Genomic DNA, 23,402 nt, shown 5'->3' with positions numbered 1-23,402 from the left:
CGGACAACGCTAGATTCCGACGTGGATGTGCGAGGCCCACAGAGTCGGGCTGGCCGGGTAGTCGTCGCGGAGCCGCCGGATGGCGTGGTGCAGGGCATGGGCCGTTCGCCCGCTGCGCGGTTCGGTCGTACCGCCGTCGGTGAGGTGGGTGTAGACCTCGTCGGCGACGGTGACGGCGACCCTGTCGTTGATGCTCCACAGGGTGCCGATGACGTGCTTGTAGCCGACCAGTTGGAAGGCGGCGGTGATGTGGACGGCCTGGTCGGCCAGACGCTGGCTGGTCTCCGTGGTGCCGCACGCCGACAGGTAGGCCAGGTCGGCACGGGCGAGGTGGAGCCGGGCCAGGGCCGTGACGGTGAGCGGTCTGGTCTCGTGGTCGTACAGCAGCAGCCTGCCGGCGGCGGGGTTGTTCGCGTCGCTGAGCCCGTGGCAGGCCAGATGGACGATGCGGTGACGGGGCAGCGCGGCCAGCACGCCGTCGTGGTCGGCGGCCGGTCCGGTGAGAAGGAGAGAGCCGGGGAGTAACTCGGTCAGGCGCCGTGCCTCGGAGCGGGCACCCGGCAGGGCGGAGACGAGGGCACCGGGGGTTTCCGGCATCGCGACGATCAGCGCGCCCTTTCCCCGGCCGGCATCCGGTCCGGGGGAGTCGCGGTGGGCCTGCCGGGCGTGGCGCAGCGCGCGGAGGGTGGTCGTGTAGGAGGAGACGACCCGGTCCATCACCGTCGGCGGCGTGTCGTGGAGATCGTCCTCGCCGGTGTCCGGCGGAGCCGCACCGTGGTGGCCCGCGGCGTGCAGCGGCAGGAACGCCATCTCCCCGACCGGGCACCACCACAGACGCGGCCGGCTACCGCCCGCCTCGACCGGGCCGGTCAGGCCGAGTTCGGAGAGCACGGGGCCGGTGATCTCGTCCCACAGCCAGGAGAGCACGGCGCGCACCTGCTGCTGGCCCCGCAGCCGTTCGCCCGGTGAGCCGGTGGTGAGGGCGAGCGCGGACTGGAGGCGGTTGACCTGTTCGACCACGTCGCCGATGGTGATGCCAGGCAGTTCCACCGGCTTGACCGGCTGTCCGGCGTCCGAGGTGAGGATCAGCACGTCACATCGGAAGTTGCTCACGTTCACGATCGCCACCGGTCCGTCGGCCGCCTGCCCGCGCAGGTCGTCGATCCGCGGCGGGAGCAGGAACGTCGCCAGGCCGGGAACCTCGCGAATCCGGGTGAGCAGTTCCTCCCACTGGTCGGCCAGCCGCCGGCGCCGGTCGGCGAGGTGCCGGATCGCCCACCGTGCCTGTTCCTCGCGGGTCTCACCGACCGCTTCACCGGCGGGCGAGGTCATGGGAGGAAGGGCCGGGCCGCCGGTGGCGGGGTCGAAGCCGGAAGGGTCCGTGGCGTCCAGCTCGTCGCGGAGCCGTACGAACTCCGCCGCCTGCTCCGGTGCGTGAGCATGCAGATCGGAGAGATCTCCCCGGGCCCCCATGGTCTCGGCCAGCAGCACCCCGCGAGCCTGTTCAAGCAGTTCCACCGCCCGGTCCGGGCGTCCCGCCCCGATCGCCGCGGACGCCGCCTCCGCGGCGACCCAGGCCGCTCTTCCCAGGCCGTGTTCGCGATCCGCCCGCGACAGCCGGCGCGGCGAGAACTGCGGTAGCAACGCGATGGCGTTCTCCAGTGTGGTGAGCGCCGTCGTGGCGTCCCCCGCCGCCATCGCCAGCGCCCCCATTCCTCTCATCGCGTTGAATCTCGTGCTCACCGATGAGGCCGTCGAGGCGGCGGCCCGGGTGAACAGGGCGCCGGCCTCCCGCCGCGCATCCGGATCTCCGGTCCGCTCGAAGGAGATCCACAGGGCCCGCCCCAGGGCGAGGGAGATCTCGCCGTGAACGGGATGTTCGGGTGAGGTGGTGGCGAGCGCGTCCCGGTAGGCCCGCACCGCCTCGCCGAGGGTGTTCATGTCTCCGGTCCGCTCGAACATCCTGCCGAGGGCCGCTCCGAGGTTGGCCGAGTACGCGGTGTAGGCGGCGTGTCCGACCGGGGTCGCGGCCAGGGACCGGCGGAACAGCTCCAGCGCCTCGGCTTCGGCGTCCGGATCCTTGGTCCGCTTGGCCAGGTCGAGCAGGGTCAGGCCGAGGGTGTTCGAGTACGCGGTGTGGTTGATGTGTTCCGGCGGGGTGACGGCGAGCGCGTCCCGGTTCGCCCGCACCGCCTCCCGCAGGTCCCCCAGATCGCCGGCCCGCTCGAATCTCAGCCGCAACGCGTTGCCGAGCAGCATGGAGCACGGAGCGTAGCGGAGGTTGCCGGAAGGGACGGCGGCGGTCGCGGCCCGGCACACCTCCACCGCCTCGGTCAGTGTGCCGGTGTCCCCGGTCCGGCCGAACAGGATCATCAGGGCACTCCCGAGGTCACGCAGGTAGCCGGCGCGGTCGGGGTCGCCGGGCGGGGTGACGGCGAGCGCGTCCCTGTTCGCCTCCACGGCCTCGGCCAGGGCATCCGCGTTCCCGGTCCTGACGAACAGGGCCATCAGGGCGATCCCGAGCTCGCGCAGGCCCCTGCCCCGCTGGGGGGCGTTCCGCGGGGTCGCGGCGATCGCCTCCCGGTACGCCTCCACCGCCTCGGTCACCCTGCCCAGGTCCCCCGTCACCTGGAACGACAGGCGCAGGGCGACCCCGAGCTCGTTCAGGTGCCCGGCGCGGTCGGGGTGTCCGGGGGGAGTGGCGGCGACCGCGGCCCGGCCCGCCTCCACCGCCTCGGTCAGGGTGTCCACGTTCCCGGTCCGCTCGAACAGCGCCTGCAGGGCGGCCCCGAGCCGCGCCAGACGCCTGGTGTGCTCGGGGTGTCCGGGTGGGGTGGCGGCGACCGCGGATCGGTACGCCTGGACCCCCTCGGTCAGCGCGTCCACGTCGCCGGCCAGCCAGAACAGGCTCTGCAGGCAGACCGCGAGACCCGCCAGAACGTAACCGTGATCCGGGTGGCCGGGCGGGGCGGCGGTCAGGGCCTGGCGGAACAGTGAGATCGCCTCGCGGGTGGGTTCCGGGTCCCCGGTCGCCCCGGACAGGGTCCGCAGGGCGAACCCGAGGTTGGCGCGGCCGGTGACATGGTCCGGGTGGCCGGGCGGGGTGGCGGCCAGGGCGCGCCGCAGCAGGTTCACGGCCTCGACGGCGAGGGCCGGATCCCCGCTTCGCCGGGCGCGACCGAGCAGGTGCCGAGCCTGCTCGATCCACTGCTCGGGCCCGTCCTCGCCGGGCTTCGGAAAGCCGGCGACCACGCTCGGATTCTGCCGGAAGTAGGTTCGCAACGGTTCGGGAACGCGGTCGGGAGCGACCCGGTGGACCTGCGCCAGCAGGATCACCGCGGTCCGCATGTCGTCGTTGTCCTTGCCCCCGGACAGCGACTGCCAGCGGAACATGTACAGCATGCCGACGGTGTGCGCGACCTCCATGTCGCCGGCCACGTCACCGACCAGCTCCAGGAGCCGTCTCACCTCGTCCAGGGCGTCGGCACCCAGGAGCAGTCCGGGGTCCCTGGTGGTCGGGAGCGCCAGGATCCGCCTGCGGATCGCGGCCAGAAGAAGCTCTCGCACTGGCGTCCTCCCGGTACCGGTACCGTGTGATGACCCTGCCCGCCTCGCCGTTTTCTGATGTTAGATCACGTATGAACCGCACGCCTTACACTCGCCATGGCGCATACCGGGAATGAGGATCATGGACGGGCTGGCGGAGCGAATCGGAAACCTGTGCGCCCTGCTGGGTGCGGACGACGACCTGTCCGGGTACGTCGAGCAGGCGGGTGCGGGTGAGACGCTGGCGGCCGTCGTGGACGCCCTCGGCCGTGGCGAGTACGGCGCGGCGCTGGAAAGAGATCTGGACGCGCTGGACGAGGCGATGGCCAGGTTCGGGCTGGGAGCGGTGACGACGTCCGAGCGCGTCTACCGCCCGGTGGCGGTCACCGGCGGCGGCCATCCCGTGGTGCAGGCGTGGGCCTGTCCCCTGGTGAGGCGGTGCGGCCGGGTCGAACCCGTGACGCGGGAGTCCGCGCCGCCCGTGTGCGCGGCCCTCGGCACCGCGATGGCGCTGGTGCGGGTACCGACATGACCGTCTTCCTGGCCGAGCTGGGCAAGAAGCTGGCCGAGAGATGGCTGACCCTCCTCGTCCTCCCCGGTCTGGTCTATCTGACCTGCGCCGTGGTGGCCGCCACCCTGCGGCACGGCCGCGCCCTGGACGTGGCGGCACTCCGCGACACCGCCAACCGGATCGCCGCGCAACCGGCCTCCGCCAGTCCCGGCGCCGTCCTGCTGGCCGCGGCCGGGATCCTGGCCGCGGCGGCCGCCGCGGCCCTGACCGCCGCCGCACTCGGGCAGGCGGTCGAGCGGGTCTGGACCACCCCCGGACGCAACCCGCTGGCCCGGCGGCTCACCGAGCGCCGCAGGAGGCGCTGGGACGAGGCCGACGCGCGCGTCCGGCGGGAGATCACCGCCGCGGTCCGGGCCGGGGCGGGCTCCGCGTCCCCGGTCTCCGGCGCACCGGCCCGCGAGGTCGGCGACGCGATCGGCGCGCGGAACGCCATCGGCCTGACACGCCCGCAGCGGCCCACCTGGATCGGCGATCGCCTGTACGCGGCCGACCAGCGTGTCCACGCCGCCTATGACCTCGATCTGGACTCCGCCTGGCCGCGCCTGTGGCTCATCATGCCCGAGCAGATCCGGGCGGAGCTCACCGTCGCCCGCGACAACCACACCGCCGCCGCCCGCCTCGCGGGCTGGGCGATCCTCTACCTTCCCCTCGGCTGGTGGTGGTGGCCCGCGATCCCGGTCACCGTCGCCATCGCTCTCACCGCCCGGGTCAGGGCCCGCCAGGCCGCCGGTGGCCTCGCCGACCTCGTCGAGGCCACCGTCGACCTGTACGGCCGGGATCTGGCCGTACAGCTCGGGATCTCCCACGACGGCCCGCTGACCCGCCAGACGGGACTGGCCATCACCGGCACCCTCCGCAAAGACCTGGAATCCCTGCCGACCGTTCCCGCGACATCCGTGGAGCAGCGGGCGGTCCCCGAGGTCAGGGGCCGGGATACCTCCTGAGCCAGGCGTCGGTGATCTCGTGATCTCCGGTGGACCAGGCCGCGAAGTCGTCCGCCAGTTCGGTGATGGCGTCGCGGCCCTCCAGGTGGGTGAGCCAACCGGCGGGCAGCGCGGCCTCGCCGTGCAGGGCGCCCAGCAGGTTGCCGCAGAGGGCCCCGGTGGAGTCGCTGTCGCCGGAGTGGTTGACCGCGAGCAGCAGCGCCCGTTCGACGTCGCCGGGCGCGGGGTAGGCCAGCGCGCAGTAGACCGCGATGGCGAGCGCCTCCTCGGCGACCCACGCCCCGCCGAGTGACTCGACCCGCTCCGGGCTCGGGTCCCCCTTCGCCGCCAGGGACACGGCGGCGCGCAGCGCCCGGCTGGTCTCCTCGTGCGCGGGGTAGGTCACCAGCAGGTCCGTCGTCTTCCGTACGGCTCGCGCGAGCGGCTCGTCCTCCGCCACGGGGAGGTCGCTCTGCCCGGCGGGAGTCACCAGGAAGTGCACGATGGCCGCGAAGGCGCCGGCGGCGAGGTAGCCGGTGGGGTGGCCGTGGGTGAGCTGGGCGCACTCGGCGGCCAGGTCGAAGGCGTGCCGGGGGCCCAGGGGGTCCCGAGGGCTCAGGGGACTTCGGGGGCTCCGCGCGCGCAGGCCGAACGGGGCCGAGCGCATCACCGTTCCGCAGCCCTTGGAGTCGGGGTTGACCGGACCCGGCTCACCGAACGGCGCGGGGACGACCGCGCCCCGGTGTCGCAGGCCCGACAGGCAGGCGTTCCCGGGGGCCCGCCGGGAGTAGAGCCACCCCTGCTCGCGGAGCAGGCCGGTGCGGATCGGGTCGCTCCCGGAAGAGCCGGGTGGCGGGGAGGGATGCCGCTGGGTGTCCAGCCAGCGCAGGTAGGCGCGGTGGACCGCGCCGACATCGCCCCCGCGAATCAACCCCTCCACGGTGAACAGCGTCATCTGGGTGTCGTCGGTGATCAGGCCCACCGCGCCGCGCCAGTCGGGAACCAGCCCGGTCACTCCCTCGGGGCCGTGCTGATGACGGATCCGGCCGAGCGACTCGAACTCGACGGGAGCTCCCAGCGCGTCGCCGAGCGCGCCGCCCAGCAGGCAACCTCTCACGCGACTGCGATGGTCCGGCAGGTCATGGGCGGGAGGGCGCACGTCTGTTCACTCCTCGGCGTCGGGATCGGAGTTTGAGACTGTACGCGGAGTCATAACGGAAAATGACCGATATGAGGTGATCTGGAGCACGATTTCGGGCGCCCCGAGGGCATCGCCGGGTCGGGGCGCCGCCGGTGAGCGGCACCGGACCAACCGAGCGATACCGATCCACGCTTTCACTGCGAATCGGGGGTATGGCGAAGGCGGCGGTCTCTGTCACCATTGCCCTATGCACGCCTTCCGCCTCCTGCGCGCCGCGGTGTTCGCGGTCGTGTGCGTGACGGCGTCGCTGGCCATGCACGTGCTGGCCGGAGGCAGCCCGGTCGGGCCGGGCGTGCTGGTCTGGGCGGTGCCGCCGACCGCGGCGGGCGCCCTCCTGCTCGCCCGGCGGCAGCGTGGCTTCGGCACGTTGCTCGGGGCGAGCTTCGCCGCGCAGTACGGCATGCACCTGTGGTTCACCTCCGGTGAGGTCACACCGGTGACCGGGCACGAGCACGGTGCCGGCGGCCTGTACGCGGGTGTGTTCATGCTGCTGGTGCACGCCGTGATGGCGCTGCTGTCCGCCCACTGGCTGGAGCGGGGGGAGCGCGGCCTGGCCATGCTCCTGTACCTGCTCTTCGCCTCGGTCCTCACCCTGCTGCTGTGGCGCGCGCCCGTCGCCCGCCGCGTCGCTCCGCCCGCCGCGCCCGACGACCGGGTGCCACTCCGCACCCGGCTGCTCGCCGCCGCGGTGTCACGCCGCGGGCCGCCCGCGCTCCCGCTCGCCATCTGACATCGGGCCCGCGCCCGGATGCCGTCGTGCCCGCCGGGCACGCGACCCCGGACGCCGTGTGCTCCCGGACCGTGAGCCGTCGCGCCCTTCCCGGACGGCTGCCGGCACGGCCGGTCGGCCCGAACTCCTCCGCGCCCTCCCCGGGCGGTGAGCCGGCTTCCCGTCTCCTGCCCGGGGCGGCGAGCGCGGCTCTCGCAGTGCCCTCCCGGCTTCCCGCCCCGATGCCGTCACGCTCTCGCGACGGCCGTCCCGGAGAACCGAACCCCACACCGCGGTGACGCGTACCTGTCGGTGCGCGCGTTCCCTGCGAACGGAGAACCTCCATGACGTCGAACGTCGAGCTCCAGCCCGAGACCGGGCCGTCCACACCGGCCACCCCACGCACGCCCTCCACCTGGACGACGCTGCGCTCGCTCCTGCTCCGCCTGCACTTCTACGCCGGCATCCTCGTCGCGCCCTTCCTGCTGGTGGCGGCGACGACCGGCCTGCTGTACGCGGCCTCCTTCCAACTGGAGAAGGTGGTCCACTCCCACGAGCTGACCGCCCCGGTCCCCGAGGGGCAGCGGAAGGTGCCGCTGGCACAACAGATCGACGCCGCCACCGCCGCGCACCCCGAGGGAACCCTCGGAGCCGTGCGGACCTTCGACGAGCCGGGCCAGACGACCCAGGTGCTGCTCGACGTGCCCGGCCTCGCGGAGAGCACCCGCCTGGCGGTCTTCGTCGACCCGTACACCGGTCGGGTCCGGGGCGCCCTGGAGAGCTACGGCAGCTCGGGCGCCCTGCCCGTGCGGACCTGGATCTCCCAGCTCCACCGCCACCTGCACCTGGGCGAGCCGGGACGCCTCTACAGCGAGATGGCCGCCGGCTGGCTCTGGCTGGTCGGACTCGGCGGGCTGGTGCTCTGGCTGACCCGTCGCCGCCGGGCAGGCCGGCGGCTGCGCCGCGTCGTCGCGCCCGAGCGCGGCGCCCGCGGCCTGCGCGGGACCCTCTCCTGGCACGGCTCGGTCGGCCTGTGGGCGCTGATCGGCCTGCTCGCCCTGTCGGCCACCGGCCTGACCTGGTCGAAGTACGCCGGAGCCAATGTCGACGTGCTGCAGACCTCGTTCGGCTGGTCCACCCCGTCGCTGCCCTCCTCGGGCGGCCACGGTGACCACGCCGCCGGGGGACACGGGGGAGGCGGCACCCGGAGCCTCGACGCCGACCAGGTGGTCCGGGCGGCGGCGGGCAGCGGACTGTCCGGGCCCCTGGAGGTCGTCTGGCCGTCCGAGCCGGGGAGCTCGTACGTGGTGAAGGAGATGGACCGGCTCTGGCCGCAGCGCAACGACCAGGTGGCGGTCGATCGCGCCACCGGCCAGGTGACCGCGGAACTGCGCTTCGACGACTTCCCCGTGGCGGCCAAGCTGACCAGGTGGGGCATCGACGGGCACATGGGCGTGCTGTTCGGCCTGGCCAACCAGATCCTGCTGGCCGTGCTGGCGGTGGCGCTGATCTCGGTCATCGTATGGGGCTACCGCATGTGGTGGCTGCGCCGCCCGACCCGGGGTTTCGCCGCCCCCTACCGGCGCGGCGGCCTGCGGAGGCTGCCCCTGGTCGTGGCCCTGCCCCTGATGGCGGCGGCGATCGCGGTGGGCGTGTTCCTCCCGCTGCTGGGCGTCTCGCTGCTGGCCTTCCTGGTGATCGACGTCGTCCTCGCCAGGATCGCGGGGGCGCGCGTGGGGAGGTCGGGCACCGACGGGTCCAGCACCGACGGGTCCAGCACCGACGGGTCCGGTGCCGCCAGGTCCGGAGCCGGGGTCTCCGGCTGAGCGACGGGGGTGCGGGCATGCCCGCACCCCCGTCCGGGTCAGTCCGGGTGGTGCTGGTGCTGCAGGTAGGCGGCGGTCTCCGGGTTGGCCGGGAAGTACGCCTCGATGGCCAGCTCGGCGACGGTGATGTCCAGCGGGGTGCCGAAGGTGGCCATGGTGCTGAAGAAGGCCAGCTCCCGGTAGCCGCGGCGGAGCCTGAGCGGGATCACGATGTGACCGGGCCCTGGCCGGTCTATGTCCGGCTCGGGCTGGTCGCAGGGGTAGTCGTCGAGTTCCCGCCAGAGCGCGGCCAGCTCGGGGTCGGCGGTGAGGCTCATCTGGCGGCGGAGCCGGTGCAGGAGGTGGGCCCGCCACTCGCCCAGGTTGATGATCCGCTGCGCCATGCCCTTGGGGTGCAGGCTCAGCCGGAGCACGTTGACCGGGGGTTCCAGCAGTTCCGGCGCGACCCCGCGGAGCAGCAACCCGGTGGCGGCGTTGCGGTCGATGAGGTTCCAGCGCTGGTCGACGACCACCGCCGGGTACGGCTCGTGCCCGCTGAGCACCTGCCCCAGCGCCTCGCGCACGGACGCCATGTGCGGGGAGTTGAGCGGTGTCTCCGAGTAGAGCGGTGCGAAACCGCCGGAGAGCAGCAGGTGGTTGCGCTCGCGGAGGGGGAGATCCAGCTCCTCGGCGAGGTGCAGGATCATCTGCCTGCTCGGTTTGGACCTGCCGGTCTCCACGAAGCTCAGGTGCCTGGTGGAGATGTCCGCCTGGATCGCCAGGTCCATCTGGCTCATTCGCCGGCGCTCCCGCCACTGGCGCAGAAGCTCACCTACCGGCCGGGACGCGCTGGTGGTGGTCATGCGGCCCACGATAACCGGTGATGATCAGCGAAACCATTACTGCGTATGTAACGCTTTTCATGATGCGGAGGCGGAAGGAGGTGGAGGCCGAGCTCCGGCGGACCGGTCGCCTGTGAACGGCCGGCCCGAGACGCGTCACATGGATGAGCTCGGCCGGGTGGTCAGCGGTGGCGGACCTTGGTGGTGAGGCGGTTGAGGATGCGGTCCCACTCGGTGCCGAACGGGTTGTCCTGCACGAGGTAGGTCCAGGTGGCGGTGGGGCGCTTGAGGCCCGCGCCGTCGAGGTCCAGGCCGTCGGCGGTGACGACGGCGGTCTCGAAGGTCTCGACCGAGCGTGACTCGATCTCGGCCAGCAGGCGCTGGTAGGCCGGGACCGCGTCCTTGTGGAACTCGTCGATCGGGTTGAGCCGACCGAGAACCCGCAGGTGGATGCCCTCTCGCAGCTCTCCCAGATAGGCCAGGTGGTCGGCCCAGCCGCGGTCGAGGTGGAACAGCACGATCTGGCGGGCGGCCTCGTGGAGCACCTCCTCGCCGACGCTCTCCACCAGCTCCGACCATCGCTCGGGAGCGGCCGAGGCCAGGGCCTCGCCGGCCACCCGCCCGCGCAGGACCCGGTCGCGGCGCTCCAGCAACTGGCCGCGCTGGCGTTCGAGCAGCCGGGTGTAGCGCCAGGTGTTGCGGTGGATCTCCATGTTGACGCCTTCGGCGACCCGCTGGGCGTGGCCCACCAGGGAGTGCTCGGGCACGCCCTTGGCGTACTCGTCGGCGACGTAGTGGGCGATCAGCTCGTCCTCGCCGCTGACGTAGAAGACCGAGCCGCCGGGGTCGCCCTGACGGCCCGCGCGCCCGCGGAGCTGGTCGTCCAGTCGGCTGCTGGTGTGCCGGCCCGAGCCGATGACGTACAGGCCGCCGAGTTCGTCGACGCCCTCGCCGAGGCGGATGTCGGTGCCGCGCCCGGCCATCTGGGTGGAGACGGTGAGCGCGCCGCGCTCCCCGGCCCGGGAGATGATGGCCGCCTCCTCGGCGTCGTTCTTGGCGTTGAGGACCACGCACTCCAGCCCCCGGCCGCTCAGGGTCAGCGCCAGGCGCTCGGACTCGGCCACGTCCATGGTGCCGATCAGGATCGGCCGGCCGGTGGCGTGCACCTCGACGATCTCCTCGACCAGCGCGAGGTCCTTCTCCATCCGGTACTCGAAGAGCCGGTCGGGCTCGTCGGTCCGCACGCACGGCCGGTTGGAGGAGACCACGGCCACCTTGAGGTCGTAGAACTCCCGCAGCTGGTCGCCGACCGCGACCGCGGTGCCGGTCATGCCGCACTTCTCCGGGTAGCGGGTGATCAGCGCCTGGACGGTGATCGAGTCGAGGATCTCGCCGGTCTCCGAGGGCGACAGCGCCTCCTTGGCCTCCACCGCCGCCTGCAGGCCGTCCGGCCAGCGCTGCAGCAGCGCCACCCGGCCCCGCGACGGGTTGATCAGGTGCACCTTGCCGTCCCGGACGATGTAGTCGACGTCCTTGGTCAGCAGGGCGTGCGCGTGCAGGGCGAGGTTGACCTCGGTCAGCGTGGCGGGGGTGTCGTAGAGGTCGAGGCCGAGCGCCTGCTCGACGGTGTCGATCCCCTTGGTCGTCAGGTGGACGTTGCGCGCCTGGTCGTCGAGCTCGTAGTGGTAGCCCTTGACCAGCTGCCTGACCAGCGCCGCCATCTCCGGCACCGCGTCACCGGGGTCGGCGGCCCCGGCCAGCACCAGCGGCACCCTGGCCTCGTCGACCAGCACCGAGTCGGCCTCGTCGACCACCGCCACGGCCGGCGCGGGCACGATCAGGTCCTCCACCCGGGTGCTCAGCCGGTCGCGCAGCACGTCGAAACCGATCTCGCTGACCGAGCCGTACGTCACGTCCGCCGCGTACGCCGCCCGGCGCTCCTCGGGCGTGGAGCTCTGCCCGATCCAGCCGCAGGAGACGCCGAGCGCCTCGTACAGCGGGCCCATCCACTCGGCGTCACGCCGGGCCAGGTAGTCGTTGACCGAGATGACGTGGACCCGCTTGCCCTGCAGGGCGTATCCGGCGGCGGCCATCGCACCGGACAGGGTCTTGCCCTCGCCGGTCGCCATCTCCGCGACGTTTCCCGACAGCATCGCCAGCATGCCGACCAGCTGCACGTCATACGGCCGCAGGTCGAGCGTGCGGCGCGCGGCCTCCCTGACGATCGCGCAGAACTCCGCCAGGTCGTCGACCGAGGGCGTGGGCAGTTCGTCGAGCGCGCGGATCCGCTCCTCGCGGGTCCCGGCATCCGCCACGACCCGCTCGAACTTCGACAGGTCGATGGTGCCGGGGCGTTCGAGGAAGCGCCTGAAGAGCTGAGTTATCGAGGCCACGTCTCCTCCAACGCCCGTTTGCGGGCTCGCGTTCCGTCTCTTCGCACATTGTGGTGCAAAGATCGATTGTTTATGGATCGGAACGGGCAGGCGAGACCCGGTCGGTACCGGGCGGCGGCGGGTGGCTCGCCGTGGACGTCGGGCCGGTGGGACACCGAGGGACACCGAAGGGCCAGGTCACCGGCCCGGCCGATGACGCGAGATACGAATTTATCCAAGGTTTGTTATGTCATAGCGTAATAAATCGGACTTATTCTCTGCCGGGGAGGCGTGGACATCCCCGATGATCGGCACGAAGGTTGTGAGACCGCCGAACATACGACGACCACCGAACATACGACCACCGTGGAAACGACGACCGCCCTGGAGGCACGATGAGCCTGTCCGACCTGCAGCCCGTTCCCACAGACCAGCTCGCCTTCCGGCTGCCGCAGAAGTTCGACGACGTGAAGGAGGAGCGGCGGCACCGCCAGGAACGCCTGACCGCCGCGCTGCGGCTGTTCGGCAGGTTCGGCTTCGAGGAGGGGGTGGCCGGGCACATCACGGTCCGCGACCCGGAGCACCTGGACCACTTCTGGGTGAACCCGTTCGGCATGTCGTTCAAGCACATCAAGGTCAGCGATCTGATCCTGGTCAACCACGACGGCCAGGTGGTCGAGGGCCGCTACCACGTCAACCAGGCCGCGTTCGCGATCCACTCGATGGTCCACCAGGCCAGGCCGGACGTGGTCGCCGCCGCGCACAGCCACTCGGTGTACGGCAAGGCGCTGTCGTCGCTCGGCACGCTCGTGGAACCGCTCACCCAGGACGCCTGCGCGTTCTACGAGGACCACGCGCTGTTCGACGACTACACCGGTGTCGTGGTGGAGACCGAGGAGGGCCGCCGCATCGCGCAGGCCCTCGGCTCCCACAAGGCCGTCATCCTGCGCAACCATGGCCTGCTCACGGTAGGCGACAGCGTGGACGCCGCGGCCTGGTGGTTCATCACGATGGAGCGCTCGTGCCAGGCGCAGCTGCTGGCCAAGGCCGCGGGGCCCACCGTCCAGATCAGCCACGAGAACGCCAAGCTCACCCACGGGCAGATCGGCAACGACACGGTCGGCTGGATCAACTTCCAGCCGCTGCACGACCAGATCGTCGCCACGGAACCCGACCTGTTCGACTGACGGCCCGCGAGCCGCGTCGCCCTCCTCCGGGGACGGCGCCGCGGCTCGCGGTGATTCGGCACGGCTCAGGTCGTGCCGTTTCTCCCTCCCCTCTCGCCCGCCGCGAGCAGGGCGACCGCGCCGAGCAGCAGGACGCCGCCGCACGCCGCCGCCACGGTGAGCCGCTCGCCGAGCAGCAGGACGCCGAGGAGCGCCGCGCCGACCGGCTCCACCAGAGAGATCACCGAGGCGGTCGTGGCACGCACCGCGGCGAGCCCGGTGAAGAAGAGGCCGTAGGCCAGCGCCGTCGGAACCGTGCCCAGAAAGGCGATGATCGCCCAGGAGGCGAGCGGGTCGCCGGAGGGCAGCAGGCCCTGGGCCAGCGCGACGGGCAGCAGGCAGAGCCCGCCGACGACGAAGCCGCCCATGGCGGTGCGGTACGGCTCGCCGGAGGAGGCCCGGTTGAGCAGGGTCACGCCCGCGTACCCGGCCGCCGACAGCAGCGCCCACCCGATGCCGGCCGCGGAGAAGGCCGCGGAGCCGTCGTCGAGGGTCAGCATCGCCAGACCGGTCAGGGCGATCGTGACCGCGCCCAGCCCGGCCGCGCCCAGCCGCTCGCCCAGGAGCAGCCGCCCGCCCGCGGCGACGAGGACGGGAGTGGCGCCTATGGTGACCACCGTCGCCACGGCCAGTCCCGATCCGGCGATCGCCGCGAAGTAGGCGGTCTGGTAGACGGCCATCGCCACGCCCGTGACCAGGATCCGCCCGAGGGCGGCCCCGAACCGGACACCGGTGAGCCCTCCACCGAGCCGGGGCCGTGAAGAACGGGTCCTGCGGATGGTGGGCGATTCGGCGGACCGGGTTCCGCCGAGGCCGAAAAGGCCGGCGGCCAGCAGGAGCATGGCGGCTCCGGCGGCGAACCGCCAGAAGGAGACGGCGACGGGGCCGAGCCCGCCCGCCCGGTAGAGCAGCGCGCCCGCGGCACCGCCGGTGCCCCAGGCGGTCGCCGCGACGGACACGTACAGCAGGCCCCGCCGCACGGAGACATGCGTCATGGAGGTCTCCCCAGATGAGGTGATCGTCGTCAGGTCGCACGTATGCGGACGGCAAGCACCCACCGGACCGCTCGGGTCCGGTCGTCAGGAGAGAGGGCCGCCCGCTAGCGGGCGGTCGGCGGGGCAGTGATCAGGAACACGGACTCACCCTAGCCAGGCGTTCTGTAGATTCTCAATTCGCATTCCCCCGGAAACCGGGCTCACGGAAGCTCCCGACGACAGGCTGGTCGCACCAGCGGAGGATCAGATGACGAGGAAGCCGGACCGGGCCCTGGCGGTTCCCGGGACGCGACGTGATCCGGACAGTGGCCGCACGCTGCACGGCAGGTGGTTCGCCGACCCCTACGCCTGGCTGGAGCGGCTCGACGACGCGGAGACCCAGGCGTGGATCGCGGCGCAGGAGGCCGTCACGCACTCCGTGCTGCGCGCGGAGCCCGGACGCGACTGGCTGCGCGCGGCGGTGTCCCGATCGGCGCGCCACGCGCGGCTGTCGCCGCCGATTCCCGCCGGGCCGCCCGGACGCGAGTTCGTCTGGCGGGCGGAGGCCGGCGACGAGAAGCTCTCCCTCATGCTCCGGCGCCACGGGGGCGCACCGCTGGAGGCGGTGCTCGACCCCAACACCTGGCCGAGCGACGAGGCGCTGGTGTTCGCCGTGCCGTCGCCCGACGGCGCGCTGGTCGCGTTCGGGAAGGCCGTCGGCGGTACCCACGACGCGGTGATCCAGGTGCTCGACGTCGAGGCGGGGCGGCTCCTTCCCGACCGGCCCCGCGGCACGGGCCACACGGCACCGGCCTGGCGACCCGACGGGTCGGGGTTCTTCTACGCAGCCTGTCCCGAGCCGGGCGAGGTGCCCGCGGGCGACGAGGCGCACTGGAACGCGGTCTACGAGCACCGGCTCGGGTCGGACGAGCCGGCCCGCCGGATCTTCGGTGACGACCACGAGAAGGAGTACTGGTGCTCCGTCAGGATCAGTGAGTGCGGACGCTTCGCCGTGCTGTACAAGTGGGACTACGTGCACGCCAACGTCGTCCACCTGCTGCGCCTCGCCGACGACGCGTTCCTGCCGGTCGCTCCCGTCATGTGCTCTCTCAACCAGGTGCAGGTGGTCGGCGACTCCCTGCTCGTCCACACCGACCTCGACGCGCCGCGTGGCCGCCTCTGTGTCGCGTCGCTCACCGCCCCGACGGAGTGGCGGACGCTCATCCCGGAGAACTCGGACACGCTGCAGACGGTCACGGGCATCGGCGGCCGGCTCTACGCCGTCTACTCGCACGCGGCGTCGCACCGGGTGCGCATCCACGCCGAAGACGGCGCCTATCTGCGCGACCTGGCGCTGCCGGGGCTCGGCTCGGTGAATCGCAACGAGGGCGAGGGCATCGTCAGCGGTGTCAGCGGCTCCTGGAGCGGCGACGAGGTGTGGGTGAACTTCACCTCGTACGTGCAGCCGCCGTCGGTCTACCGGTACGACTACGCGGCCGACCGCCTGTCGCCGTACCACGTACCCGACGTGGGGCTGGACGCCTCCGCGTACGTGACGGACCAGGACTGGTACGAGTCGCCGGACGGTACCCGGGTGTCGATGTTCGTCGTTCATCACCGGGATCTGCCTCGCGACGGCCGCCGGCCCGTGCGGCTGAGCGGCTACGGCGGCTTCAACATCCCGCTGGAGCCGCGCTTCTCCGCGCTGAACGCCGCCTGGCTGAAACTGGGCGGCGTGCTCGCCTTCGCCAACGTGCGAGGCGGCGGCGAGTACGGCCGCGCCTGGCACGAGGGGGCGGTCAAGACGCGGCGGCAGAACGCCTTCGACGACTACATCGCGGCGGCCCGCCGGCTGGAGTCGGCGGGCTACACGACACCCTCCAGGCTCCTCTCGCGCGGCAACAGCAACGGCGGTCTGCTCGTCGCCGTCACCGCCATGCAGGCACCCGAGGTGTTCGGAGCCGTCTACTGCCGCGCGCCCGTCCTCGACATGCTGAACTTTCCGAGATTCGGCCACCTGAGCTCGGCGACCGTCGAATACGGCTCGCCCGACGACCCCGTCGAGGGCGCCTATCTCGCCGGGTACTCGCCGTATCACAACGTCCGAGCCGATCGCCGCTATCCCGTGATGGCGTTCGTGCCGGCGTTGAACGACCGGGTCGCACCGCCGCACGATCCGCTCAAGATGGTCGCCATGCTCCAGTCCGAGGCCAAGGAGGGCGGCCCCTATCTCCTGCTGCCGCTCCGGGCCTCGGGACACGGCGGCGGCACCACGCTGACGGCGCTCGTCGAACAGGACGTCGACGAGCTGAGCTTCTGCTGCTGGGCGCTCGACGTCGCGGTGCCCTCGCCGGACGAGGCGTCCGGTGTGACCTCGCGGGCCGCGCGGTGAGCCGGGCCGGGGACGCTCGTCGTGGGGCGCGGAGAACGGGGCCCACCGGTTTTCACCGGGAACCGGCCGGTGAACGTGACAGCAGCTGACAGGTATGGGCGAGAGGATCGTGCCATGACCATGACAGCGAAATTCCTCGCCGTGAACATAGACTGCGCCGAGCCCAGGCGACTGGCCGAGTTCTACGCGGCCGTCTTCGGCTACCAGGTGCAGTACGCGGAGGACACCTACGCCGGTATCGGCGACGGCACGATGACCCTCTACTTCCAGCAGAACCTGGACCGCAAGCCCGCCGCGTGGCCCGGCCCCGACAAGCAGTTCCACCTGGACGTCCGCGTCGCCGACGTGGAGACGGCGGTCCGGGACTACCTGGAACTCGGGGCCACCAGGCCCGCCTTCCAACCGGGCGAGGGAAAGTGGGTGGTGCTCGCCGACCCCGAGGGCCACCTGTTCTGCGTCTGCCCGACGGGCGACCAGTAGGCCGTCTCCGGGGCCCCGCCGCCGAACCCGGCGAGCGTGGACGGTCATCGCACCCGGCGGCCCGCCGCCGGGTGCGATGAGAGGCGGCGCAAGTCTCTACCCGTTCGTCTCGCGCTCTAAGCTTGCGGGGTGACCCAAGAAGCGCTTCTTCCCAGATGTCCTGTTCGCTCTGCGGGGTGGCGATGACCTGGGTCGGGATATCGATCGCGTTGGTCGGTGCGCTGGGCTACGCCCTGGGGGCCGCGCTCCAGCAGTTCGAGGCGGTCTCCGAGGGCGCCTCGCTGAAGCTGATGAGGCGGCCCCGCTGGTGGATCGGCGGTGTCATCGGGTTCACCGGGGCGTCCCTGCACGCCGTCGCCCTCAGCTTCGCGCCGCTGATAGCGGTGCAGCCGATCAGCGTGGCGACGCTGGTGTTCGCGGTGCCGCTGGCGGCGATACTGCACGGCAGACGCCCGCACCGGGCGGAGATCAGCGGTTCGATCGCGGTGGCCGTCGGGCTGCTCGGCCTGCTGCTGCTGGTTCCCGTGCACCCGGTGAAACCGCACCTGACGAACCAGGAGGCGCTGGGCTTCCTCGGCTGCGTCGGGCTGGTCATCCTGGCGACCCATCTGCTGGGGCGGAAGATGGGCGGCTCGGCCAAGGCGCTCATGCTGTCGGTCGCCGCCGGAGCGATGACCGCCAGCGTCTCCACCTTCGTCCGGGTGGTGGGCGGCAACTTCGGCGGCGACTTCGGCAACCTGCTCAGCTGGTTCACGGTCGCCATCCCGGTGCTGCTCGTCTGCGCGGTCGTGTTGCTGCAGAAGACCTACGAGGTGGGTTACTTCGGCATCTCCTACGCGGCGGTGCAGGTGGTCGACCCGATCACCTCGATCCTCGCCGGAGTGCTCCTGCTCGACGAGGCGGTGCCCACCGGCTGGCTGAACGTGGTCCCCGCGCTCTTCGCGGGCGCGCTGGTGGTCTGGGGAACGGTCGTCCTGGGGAGGCTCTCCCCGGACCAGGGGGTCCCGGCCGCGGCGCGCGAGAAGGCGGCGGTCTCGCCGTAGACGTCCGGGCGGCGGGTCAGGCCGAGGGCGGCGTCCAGCCGAGCACCTCGTCCATCGCGCCGTTCGCGCGTGAGGGGGCGATCCGCCAGCTGAGCGCCGTCATCGTGTCGCGCAGCCGCACGGCCAGCGGGTTGCGCAGCCGGGTGACGCGGCAGACCGCGGCGGACCGGGCCACGATCCTGGAGGTGCGCTCCAGCCGGGCGGCGGTGTAGTCGGCCAGCCTGCCCGTCTCGCCGTCGCCGACCACGTGGGCCAGCACCACCGCGTCCTCGATCGCCTGGCAGGCGCCCTGGCCGAGGTTGGGGGGCATGGCGTGCGCGGCGTCGCCCAGCAGCGCGACCCTGCCCCGGTGCATGGCGGGCAACGGGGTGGCGAGGTGGTGGACGTCGTTCCGCAGCACCCGTTCCGGTGTGGCGGCGGCGAGCAGCTCCGGGATCGGGGAGTGCCACTCTGCGAACAACCGGCGCAGCTCGGCCGACTGGTCCCCGCCACCGCCGCCCGCGGGGACGGTGTCGGTGGCGTAGCAGTAGGCCGTGTCCCCGGCCAGCGGCATGACCCCGAAGACCTTTCCACGTCCCCAGCTCTCGTAGGCCTGGCCGGGTATGCCCGGAGCCGGGACGAGCAGCCGCCAGGCGGTGACGCCCGAGTAGCTCGGGGCGGGATGCGCCGGAAACAGCGTGGACCTGACGGGGGAGTGGATGCCGTCGGCCCCGACCACCAGGTCCGCCTCCGTCCGCCCGCCGGCGAAGGTCACCAGACCGCTGTCCGCGTCGACCCCGGTGACCTCGGTGTTCAGCCGGACCGTGCCGCTCGTGAGGCGTGCGGAGAGCGCGGTGACCAGGTCCGCGCGGCGCAGTAGCACCCCGAAGTCGCCGCCGTTGCGCGCGGAGACGGCCTCCGTACTGGTCTTCGCCAGCCACCTGCCGTCGGAGCGCCGGAGGCCGCCCGCGCCCTGGATCGCCGACAGCCCGCGGATCTCGTCGCCGGCCCCGATCGTGTCGAGCGCCCTGAGCGCGTTGGCGGCCACGGCCAGACCGGAGCCGACAGGTTCCAGGGACGCGGCCCGCTCGAAGACCGTCACCTGCCAGCCCCGCCGCTGTAACGCCACCGCCGCCGTCAGCCCGCCGATGCCCGCTCCGATGATCGCCGCGTGTGCCATGGCCCTCTCCTCACTACGGATGTAGTGAAAGTTACTACGTCCGTAGTTAAACTACAAATGTAGTATTCGAGGGTGAAGTCCCAGCGCGCCGAGCTCATCGCCGACACCGCCATCGACCTGCTCGTGGAGCGGGGGATGCGCGGCCTGACCCACCGGGCCGTGGACGAGGCGGCGGGGCTGCCGCCGGGTTCCACCTCCAACCTGGCCCGCACCCGGTCCGCACTGCTGGAGCTGACCCTCGACCGGCTCACCCGGCTGGAGTCCGCCCTGTTCGCGCCGATCCTCGACGCGCCGGGGCTGGACGCGGTCGACGTGCTCGCCGAGATGACGGCCCGGCTGCTCTGGTCGCAGCTGACCGTCGGCCGCCGCCGGACGGTCGCCCGCTACGAGCTGGCCCTAGAGGCCACCCGCCGTCCCGAACTGCGCACCATCTACGACCGGGCCGGCGAGCGCTTCCGCGATCCCGTGGTCGCGATCCTCGCCGCCGCCGGGTCGGCCGATCCGGTACGGCACGGACGCCAGGTCGTGGCCTTCGGTGAGGGGATGATGTTCGACGCCATGGTCGGTGCCGGAGCCGAACCGACCCTGGACGACCTCCGCCTGGGGATCGGAGAACTGCTGCGCGGCATGCTCGGCCGGGAAGACCGGGAAGACCGGGAAGGGTAGGGATCGGCCGGAGCGTCGCGGAGACCGGAGAGGTTCGGAGCTCGAATGGTTCGGGGCTCGAAAGGTTCGGGGCCCGAAAGGTTCAGCGGCGATCCGGGAGGCCGGAGAGGCCCGGAAGGGCGGATGGGCCGGTTCGGGAGCCGCTCAGCGGGTCAGGCCGGTGAGGCGGGCGCGGTGGGCGGGCCACTCGTCGTCCAGGATGCTGAAATAGGCGGTGTCGCGCCAGGTGCCGTCGGGGCGTCGGCGCTGGCGGCGCAGGATCCCCTCGGGGACGCCGCCGATGCGCCTGATCGCGTTCTGCGAGCGGATGTTCAGGTTGTCGGTCTTGAGCTGCACCCGGTTCGCGCCCAGCTTGTCGAAGGCGTGGTCGATGAGCAGGATCTTGCACTCGGTGTTCACCGCGGAGCGCCACACGGTTCTGCCGTACCAGGTCCAGCCGATCTCGATGCTGTCGGCGTATCCGGGAGTGTCGATGTAGGTGGTCCAGCCGACCGCCCGGCCGGTCTCCTTCGGCACCACCGCGAACGGCACGTGGTCCGGTGTCTCGATCAGTCGTGTCGCGATCCCGGCCAGTTCGGCCTCGGTGTGCGGGGTGGGGGCGGGCAGCCAGCGCCACACCTCGTCGTCGTCGCCGCCGGCGGCGAACAGGTCGGGGATGTGGCCGTCGGTCAACGGCTCCAGCCGTACGGTGTCGCCTTCGAGGGTGAGGGGAGTGGGCATCTGCGCGGTCATGGCAGGTGACTCTAGGACTCCGAGTGGACCTGCTCGAAGGTCCACTCGGCAGGACTTTCCGGCGACCACTCGGGGGTCCTGTTCCGTCGTGGAGCGGGGATCCCGTGAATTTCGGCATGGTCGGGCGTGTCGACAGGCGTACCGTCTGGTCGGTACACTCTCGGCAGACCGTGAGGAGATCCCATGGATTTCGTGTTCCAGGCCGGGACCGGGCAGTCGCGGGGGCGGCTGCCCGACGTCATGGACGGGTTCGCCCGTCCGGTGCTCGCGGCCCGGGTCGCCGGGCGCTGAGGATCTTCTGAAAAGCACCTGACCTGACCTCGCCGTTCCCCCTCCCGCGTGCCGGGACTGCGGGCGGTGCCAGGGGGCCCGGGGTCGCCGGGCGCCCGAATCGACGAAGATCGACGAAGGGAGCGTTCGTGGCGCTGGACGAAGAGGCGGTCAGGGAGCGCGCTGTCGCGTTCCTGGCCGCGCACGATCCCGCGGGGGATCGGCTGGAGTTCCTGCGGGCCAGGTTCGACGCCGGGCTGGCCTGGGTGCACTTCCCCGAGGGGCTCGGCGGGCTCGGAGCCGCCCGCGAGCTGCAGCACGTCGTGGAGCACGAGCTCGCGGGGACGCCGCAGATCAACCTCGGGCTGCAGACGATCGGGCTGGGCATGGCCGCGCCCACGATCCTGACGTTCGGCACCGACGAGCAGCGCGGCCGGTTCCTGCGCCCGCTGTGGACGGGCGAGGAGATCTGGTGCCAGCTCTTCAGCGAGCCCGGCGCCGGCTCCGACCTGGCCACGCTCGGCACCCGCGCGGTCAGGGACGGGGACGAGTGGGTCGTCGACGGGCAGAAGGTGTGGACCTCCGGTGCCCACCACTCCCGGTGGGCGATCCTGGTCGCCAGGACCGACCCGGACGTGCCCAAGCACCGGGGGCTCACCTACTTCGTGTGCGACATGCACGCCCCCGGGGTCGAGGTCAGGCCGCTGCGGCAGATCACCGGCGAGGCCGAGTTCAACGAGGTCTTCCTCACCGGGGTGCGGCTCGGCGACGACCTGCGGCTGGGAGAGATCGGCGACGGCTGGCGGGTCGCGCAGACCACGCTCATGAACGAGCGGGTCGCCATCGGTGGCACGCCGGTCAAGCGGGGCGGCGGCATGGTCGGCCTGCTCTCGGAGGTCTGGCGTTCCCGGCCCGAGGCGCGCACCCACGACCTCCACCAGCGGCTGCTGCGCCTGTGGGTGGAGGCGGAGGTGACCCGCCTGGCCGGGACGCGGCTGCGCGAGCAGCTGTCCGCCGGGCAGCCGGGCCCCGAGGGTTCCGGTATGAAGCTCGCCTTCGCCTCGCTCAACCAGGCCCTGTCCGGGCTGGACGTCGAGCTGCGCGGCGAGGAGGGCCTGGCCTACGACGACTGGACCTTCCGCCGCTCCGAGGGCGTCGACTTCGTCGGCCGGGGTTCCGGGTACCGCTACCTGCGCGCCAAGGGGAACTCCATCGAGGGCGGCACCTCGGAGATCCTGCGCAACATCGTCGCCGAGCGCGTGCTCGGCCTGCCCTCGGAACCCCGCGTCGACAAGGACGTGCCCTGGAAGGACCTGCCCCGATGACGTACGACGCGAAAGTGGTGAGCGACCGGTGACACTGCTCTACACCGAGGTCGAGGAGGAGCTCCGCGCCTCCGTACGAGGCCTCCTCGCGGACCGCTGCCCGGCCGACGCCGTGCTGAAGCGGGTCGAGTCCGAGACGCCGTACGACATGGACCTGTGGAAGACGCTGTCGCGGGAGATCGGGGTGGCGGGCCTGCTGGTGCCGGAGGACCACGGCGGGGCGGGGGCGTCGGCGCGCGAGGTCGCGGTGGTGCTGGAGGAGCTGGGACGGGCGGTGGCGCCGCTGCCGTTCTTCACCAGCTCGGTGCTCGCCACGAAGGCCCTGCTGCAGGTCGGCGAGGAGGACCTGATCCAGGAGCTCGCCTCGGGCGAGACGACGGCGGCGCTGGCGGTGTCGCTGGCGGCGTCTCCGTACCGGCCGTTGCCGGAGACCGTCACCGTCACCGACAAGGGGCTGCTGAACGGGGAGATCAGGGCGGTGGCCGGCGCGGACGTGGCGGACGTGCTGCTGGTGCCCGTCGGAACGGCGCTCTACCAGGTGGAGGCGGAGAACGTCCGGATCGAGGTGCCGCCCTCGCTGGACCTGACCCGGCCGATCGCCACCGTCACCTTCTCGGACACCCCCGCGTCGGCGCTCGGCAGGCTCGACGTGCGAAGGGTGCTGAGCTTCGGCGCGGGGCTGCTCGCCTCCGAGCAGCTGGGCGTCGCCGAGTGGTGCCTGGGCACGACGCTCGCCTACATCAAGGAGCGTCACCAGTTCGCCCGCCCGGTGGGGTCCTTCCAGGCGATCAAGCACCGGATGGCCGATCTCTGGCTGGACGTGGTGCGCGCCCGCGCGGCGGCCAGGAACGCGGCCGACCTGCTGGCCGGGGACCAGGTCGGCTTCGGTGACGCGGAGACGGTCCAGAGCCGTGAGCTGGCCGCGGCGGTGGCCAAGTCGTGGTGTTCCGAGGTGGCGCTGCACGTCGCCGAGGAGAGCGTCCAGCTGCACGGCGGGATCGGGATGACCTGGGAGCACCCGGTGCACCTGTATCTCAAGCGCGCCAAGGCGACCGAGATCGCACTCGGCACCCCCGGCGCGCACCGGGAGGCGGTGGCGGCTCTCGCGGACCTGCCCGCGCCCGCCTGATCCCGCCGCTCCGCTCCCGCTCGCGGGTCTGTGTCAT

At 72.2% G+C, this 23,402-nt stretch carries 18 protein-coding genes; 11 read left to right on the top strand and 7 right to left on the bottom strand.

All coding sequences use genetic code 11. The features are described 5' to 3' along the window. Positions 1–9: 9 nt before the first annotated feature. Positions 10–3,567, bottom strand: coding sequence for a CHAT domain-containing protein (locus AB0J58_RS18325; protein ID WP_364216928.1), 3,558 nt, complete (start codon positions 3,565–3,567; stop codon positions 10–12). Positions 3,568–3,688: 121 nt separating this feature from the next. Here AB0J58_RS18325 and AB0J58_RS18320 point away from each other — a divergent pair, with 121 nt between their 5' ends. Then, positions 3,689–4,078, top strand: a complete 390-nt coding sequence (locus AB0J58_RS18320; protein WP_364216925.1) for a hypothetical protein — start codon at positions 3,689–3,691, stop codon at positions 4,076–4,078. After that, on the top strand, positions 4,075–5,061 hold the full coding sequence (locus tag AB0J58_RS18315; protein ID WP_364216922.1) for a hypothetical protein: 987 nt from the start codon (positions 4,075–4,077) through the stop codon (positions 5,059–5,061). Before AB0J58_RS18320 ends, AB0J58_RS18315 begins: the two co-directional genes overlap by 4 nt. Here the strand turns inward: AB0J58_RS18315 and AB0J58_RS18310 are convergent. Then, complete coding sequence (locus tag AB0J58_RS18310) at positions 5,039–6,157, bottom strand: ADP-ribosylglycohydrolase family protein (RefSeq protein ID WP_364216919.1); 1,119 nt, start codon at positions 6,155–6,157, stop codon at positions 5,039–5,041. The two genes, AB0J58_RS18315 and AB0J58_RS18310, sit on opposite strands and share 23 nt — an antisense overlap. Positions 6,158–6,428: 271 nt before the next feature. Here AB0J58_RS18310 and AB0J58_RS18305 point away from each other — a divergent pair, with 271 nt between their 5' ends. Both AB0J58_RS18305 and AB0J58_RS18300 read left to right on the top strand, forming a co-directional pair. After that, positions 6,429–6,971 (top strand): hypothetical protein, encoded by a 543-nt coding sequence (locus tag AB0J58_RS18305; RefSeq protein ID WP_364216915.1) that lies wholly within the window; start codon positions 6,429–6,431, stop codon positions 6,969–6,971. Positions 6,972–7,294: 323 nt separating this feature from the next. Continuing rightward, a complete protein-coding gene (locus tag AB0J58_RS18300) occupies positions 7,295–8,776 on the top strand; it encodes a PepSY domain-containing protein (protein WP_364216913.1) in 1,482 nt (493 codons plus the stop codon). A gap of 38 nt (positions 8,777–8,814) precedes the next feature. Here AB0J58_RS18300 and AB0J58_RS18295 read toward each other — a convergent pair whose 3' ends face one another. Both AB0J58_RS18295 and secA2 read right to left on the bottom strand, forming a co-directional pair. Continuing rightward, positions 8,815–9,618, bottom strand: a complete 804-nt coding sequence (locus AB0J58_RS18295) for a helix-turn-helix transcriptional regulator (RefSeq protein ID WP_364216910.1) — start codon at positions 9,616–9,618, stop codon at positions 8,815–8,817. A 161-nt stretch (positions 9,619–9,779) separates the two neighbouring features. After that, complete coding sequence (gene secA2 / locus AB0J58_RS18290; RefSeq protein WP_364217004.1) at positions 9,780–11,981, bottom strand: accessory Sec system translocase SecA2; 2,202 nt, start codon at positions 11,979–11,981, stop codon at positions 9,780–9,782. 383 nt (positions 11,982–12,364) lie between these two features. Between secA2 and AB0J58_RS18285 the strand changes: the two genes are divergently transcribed. Then, positions 12,365–13,156 carry a class II aldolase/adducin family protein gene (locus tag AB0J58_RS18285; RefSeq protein ID WP_343975053.1) on the top strand — a complete coding sequence of 264 codons (792 nt, stop codon included), beginning with the start codon at positions 12,365–12,367 and terminating at the stop codon, positions 13,154–13,156. Between the two features lie 65 nt (positions 13,157–13,221). Here AB0J58_RS18285 and AB0J58_RS18280 read toward each other — a convergent pair whose 3' ends face one another. Further along, positions 13,222–14,190, bottom strand: a complete 969-nt coding sequence (locus AB0J58_RS18280; RefSeq protein ID WP_364216907.1) for an EamA family transporter — start codon at positions 14,188–14,190, stop codon at positions 13,222–13,224. 247 nt (positions 14,191–14,437) lie between these two features. On the opposite strand from AB0J58_RS18280, the gene AB0J58_RS18275 reads away from it, so the two are divergent. From AB0J58_RS18275 to AB0J58_RS18265, 3 genes are all read left to right on the top strand, one after another. Continuing rightward, positions 14,438–16,561 (top strand): prolyl oligopeptidase family serine peptidase, encoded by a 2,124-nt coding sequence (locus AB0J58_RS18275; RefSeq protein ID WP_364216904.1) that lies wholly within the window; start codon positions 14,438–14,440, stop codon positions 16,559–16,561. A 114-nt stretch (positions 16,562–16,675) separates the two neighbouring features. Further along, positions 16,676–17,041: a VOC family protein gene (locus AB0J58_RS18270; protein WP_364216901.1), complete on the top strand. Its 366-nt coding sequence runs from the start codon at positions 16,676–16,678 to the stop codon at positions 17,039–17,041. 155 nt (positions 17,042–17,196) lie between these two features. After that, on the top strand, positions 17,197–18,084 hold the full coding sequence (locus AB0J58_RS18265) for a DMT family transporter (RefSeq protein ID WP_364216899.1): 888 nt from the start codon (positions 17,197–17,199) through the stop codon (positions 18,082–18,084). 16 nt (positions 18,085–18,100) lie between these two features. Here AB0J58_RS18265 and AB0J58_RS18260 read toward each other — a convergent pair whose 3' ends face one another. Then, on the bottom strand, positions 18,101–19,243 hold the full coding sequence (locus AB0J58_RS18260) for an FAD-dependent oxidoreductase (protein ID WP_364216896.1): 1,143 nt from the start codon (positions 19,241–19,243) through the stop codon (positions 18,101–18,103). A gap of 72 nt (positions 19,244–19,315) precedes the next feature. Here AB0J58_RS18260 and AB0J58_RS18255 point away from each other — a divergent pair, with 72 nt between their 5' ends. After that, the gene (locus AB0J58_RS18255) at positions 19,316–19,909 is read left to right on the top strand and encodes a TetR/AcrR family transcriptional regulator (protein WP_364216893.1); all 594 of its coding nucleotides are present in this window, start codon (positions 19,316–19,318) and stop codon (positions 19,907–19,909) included. A 144-nt stretch (positions 19,910–20,053) separates the two neighbouring features. On the opposite strand, the gene AB0J58_RS18250 is transcribed toward AB0J58_RS18255, so the two are convergent. After that, on the bottom strand, positions 20,054–20,641 hold the full coding sequence (locus tag AB0J58_RS18250; protein WP_364216890.1) for a GNAT family protein: 588 nt from the start codon (positions 20,639–20,641) through the stop codon (positions 20,054–20,056). A gap of 425 nt (positions 20,642–21,066) precedes the next feature. On the opposite strand from AB0J58_RS18250, the gene AB0J58_RS18245 reads away from it, so the two are divergent. Together AB0J58_RS18245 and AB0J58_RS18240 are read left to right on the top strand one after the other, a co-directional pair. Beyond that, positions 21,067–22,236 carry an acyl-CoA dehydrogenase family protein gene (locus AB0J58_RS18245; protein ID WP_364217001.1) on the top strand — a complete coding sequence of 390 codons (1,170 nt, stop codon included), beginning with the start codon at positions 21,067–21,069 and terminating at the stop codon, positions 22,234–22,236. Positions 22,237–22,264: 28 nt separating this feature from the next. Further along, complete coding sequence (locus tag AB0J58_RS18240) at positions 22,265–23,365, top strand: acyl-CoA dehydrogenase family protein (RefSeq protein WP_364216887.1); 1,101 nt, start codon at positions 22,265–22,267, stop codon at positions 23,363–23,365. Positions 23,366–23,402 lie beyond the last annotated feature (37 nt).

This window comes from Streptosporangium sp. NPDC049644, assembly GCF_040675205.1.
Lineage (GTDB): Bacteria > Actinomycetota > Actinomycetes > Streptosporangiales > Streptosporangiaceae > Streptosporangium > Streptosporangium fukuiense.
The sequence above is the reverse complement of the archived record's forward strand: the minus strand, read 5'-3'. Positions and strand labels throughout refer to the sequence as shown.

Excerpts from the sequence above, each read along its gene's own strand:
- AB0J58_RS18320 (WP_364216925.1), top strand. The coding sequence starts at position 3,689 with ATGGACGGGCTGGCGGAGCGAATCGGAAACCTGTGCGCCCTGCTGGGT.
- AB0J58_RS18250 (WP_364216890.1), bottom strand. The coding sequence starts at position 20,641 with ATGACCGCGCAGATGCCCACTCCCCTCACCCTCGAAGGCGACACCGTA.
- AB0J58_RS18295 (WP_364216910.1), bottom strand. The coding sequence starts at position 9,618 with ATGACCACCACCAGCGCGTCCCGGCCGGTAGGTGAGCTTCTGCGCCAG.
- AB0J58_RS18260 (WP_364216896.1), bottom strand. The coding sequence starts at position 19,243 with ATGGCACACGCGGCGATCATCGGAGCGGGCATCGGCGGGCTGACGGCG.
- AB0J58_RS18280 (WP_364216907.1), bottom strand. The coding sequence starts at position 14,190 with ATGACGCATGTCTCCGTGCGGCGGGGCCTGCTGTACGTGTCCGTCGCG.
- AB0J58_RS18265 (WP_364216899.1), top strand. The coding sequence starts at position 17,197 with ATGTCCTGTTCGCTCTGCGGGGTGGCGATGACCTGGGTCGGGATATCG.
- AB0J58_RS18285 (WP_343975053.1), top strand. The coding sequence starts at position 12,365 with ATGAGCCTGTCCGACCTGCAGCCCGTTCCCACAGACCAGCTCGCCTTC.
- AB0J58_RS18275 (WP_364216904.1), top strand. The coding sequence starts at position 14,438 with ATGACGAGGAAGCCGGACCGGGCCCTGGCGGTTCCCGGGACGCGACGT.
- AB0J58_RS18300 (WP_364216913.1), top strand. The coding sequence starts at position 7,295 with ATGACGTCGAACGTCGAGCTCCAGCCCGAGACCGGGCCGTCCACACCG.
- AB0J58_RS18270 (WP_364216901.1), top strand. The coding sequence starts at position 16,676 with ATGACCATGACAGCGAAATTCCTCGCCGTGAACATAGACTGCGCCGAG.
- AB0J58_RS18315 (WP_364216922.1), top strand. The coding sequence starts at position 4,075 with ATGACCGTCTTCCTGGCCGAGCTGGGCAAGAAGCTGGCCGAGAGATGG.
- AB0J58_RS18305 (WP_364216915.1), top strand. The coding sequence starts at position 6,429 with ATGCACGCCTTCCGCCTCCTGCGCGCCGCGGTGTTCGCGGTCGTGTGC.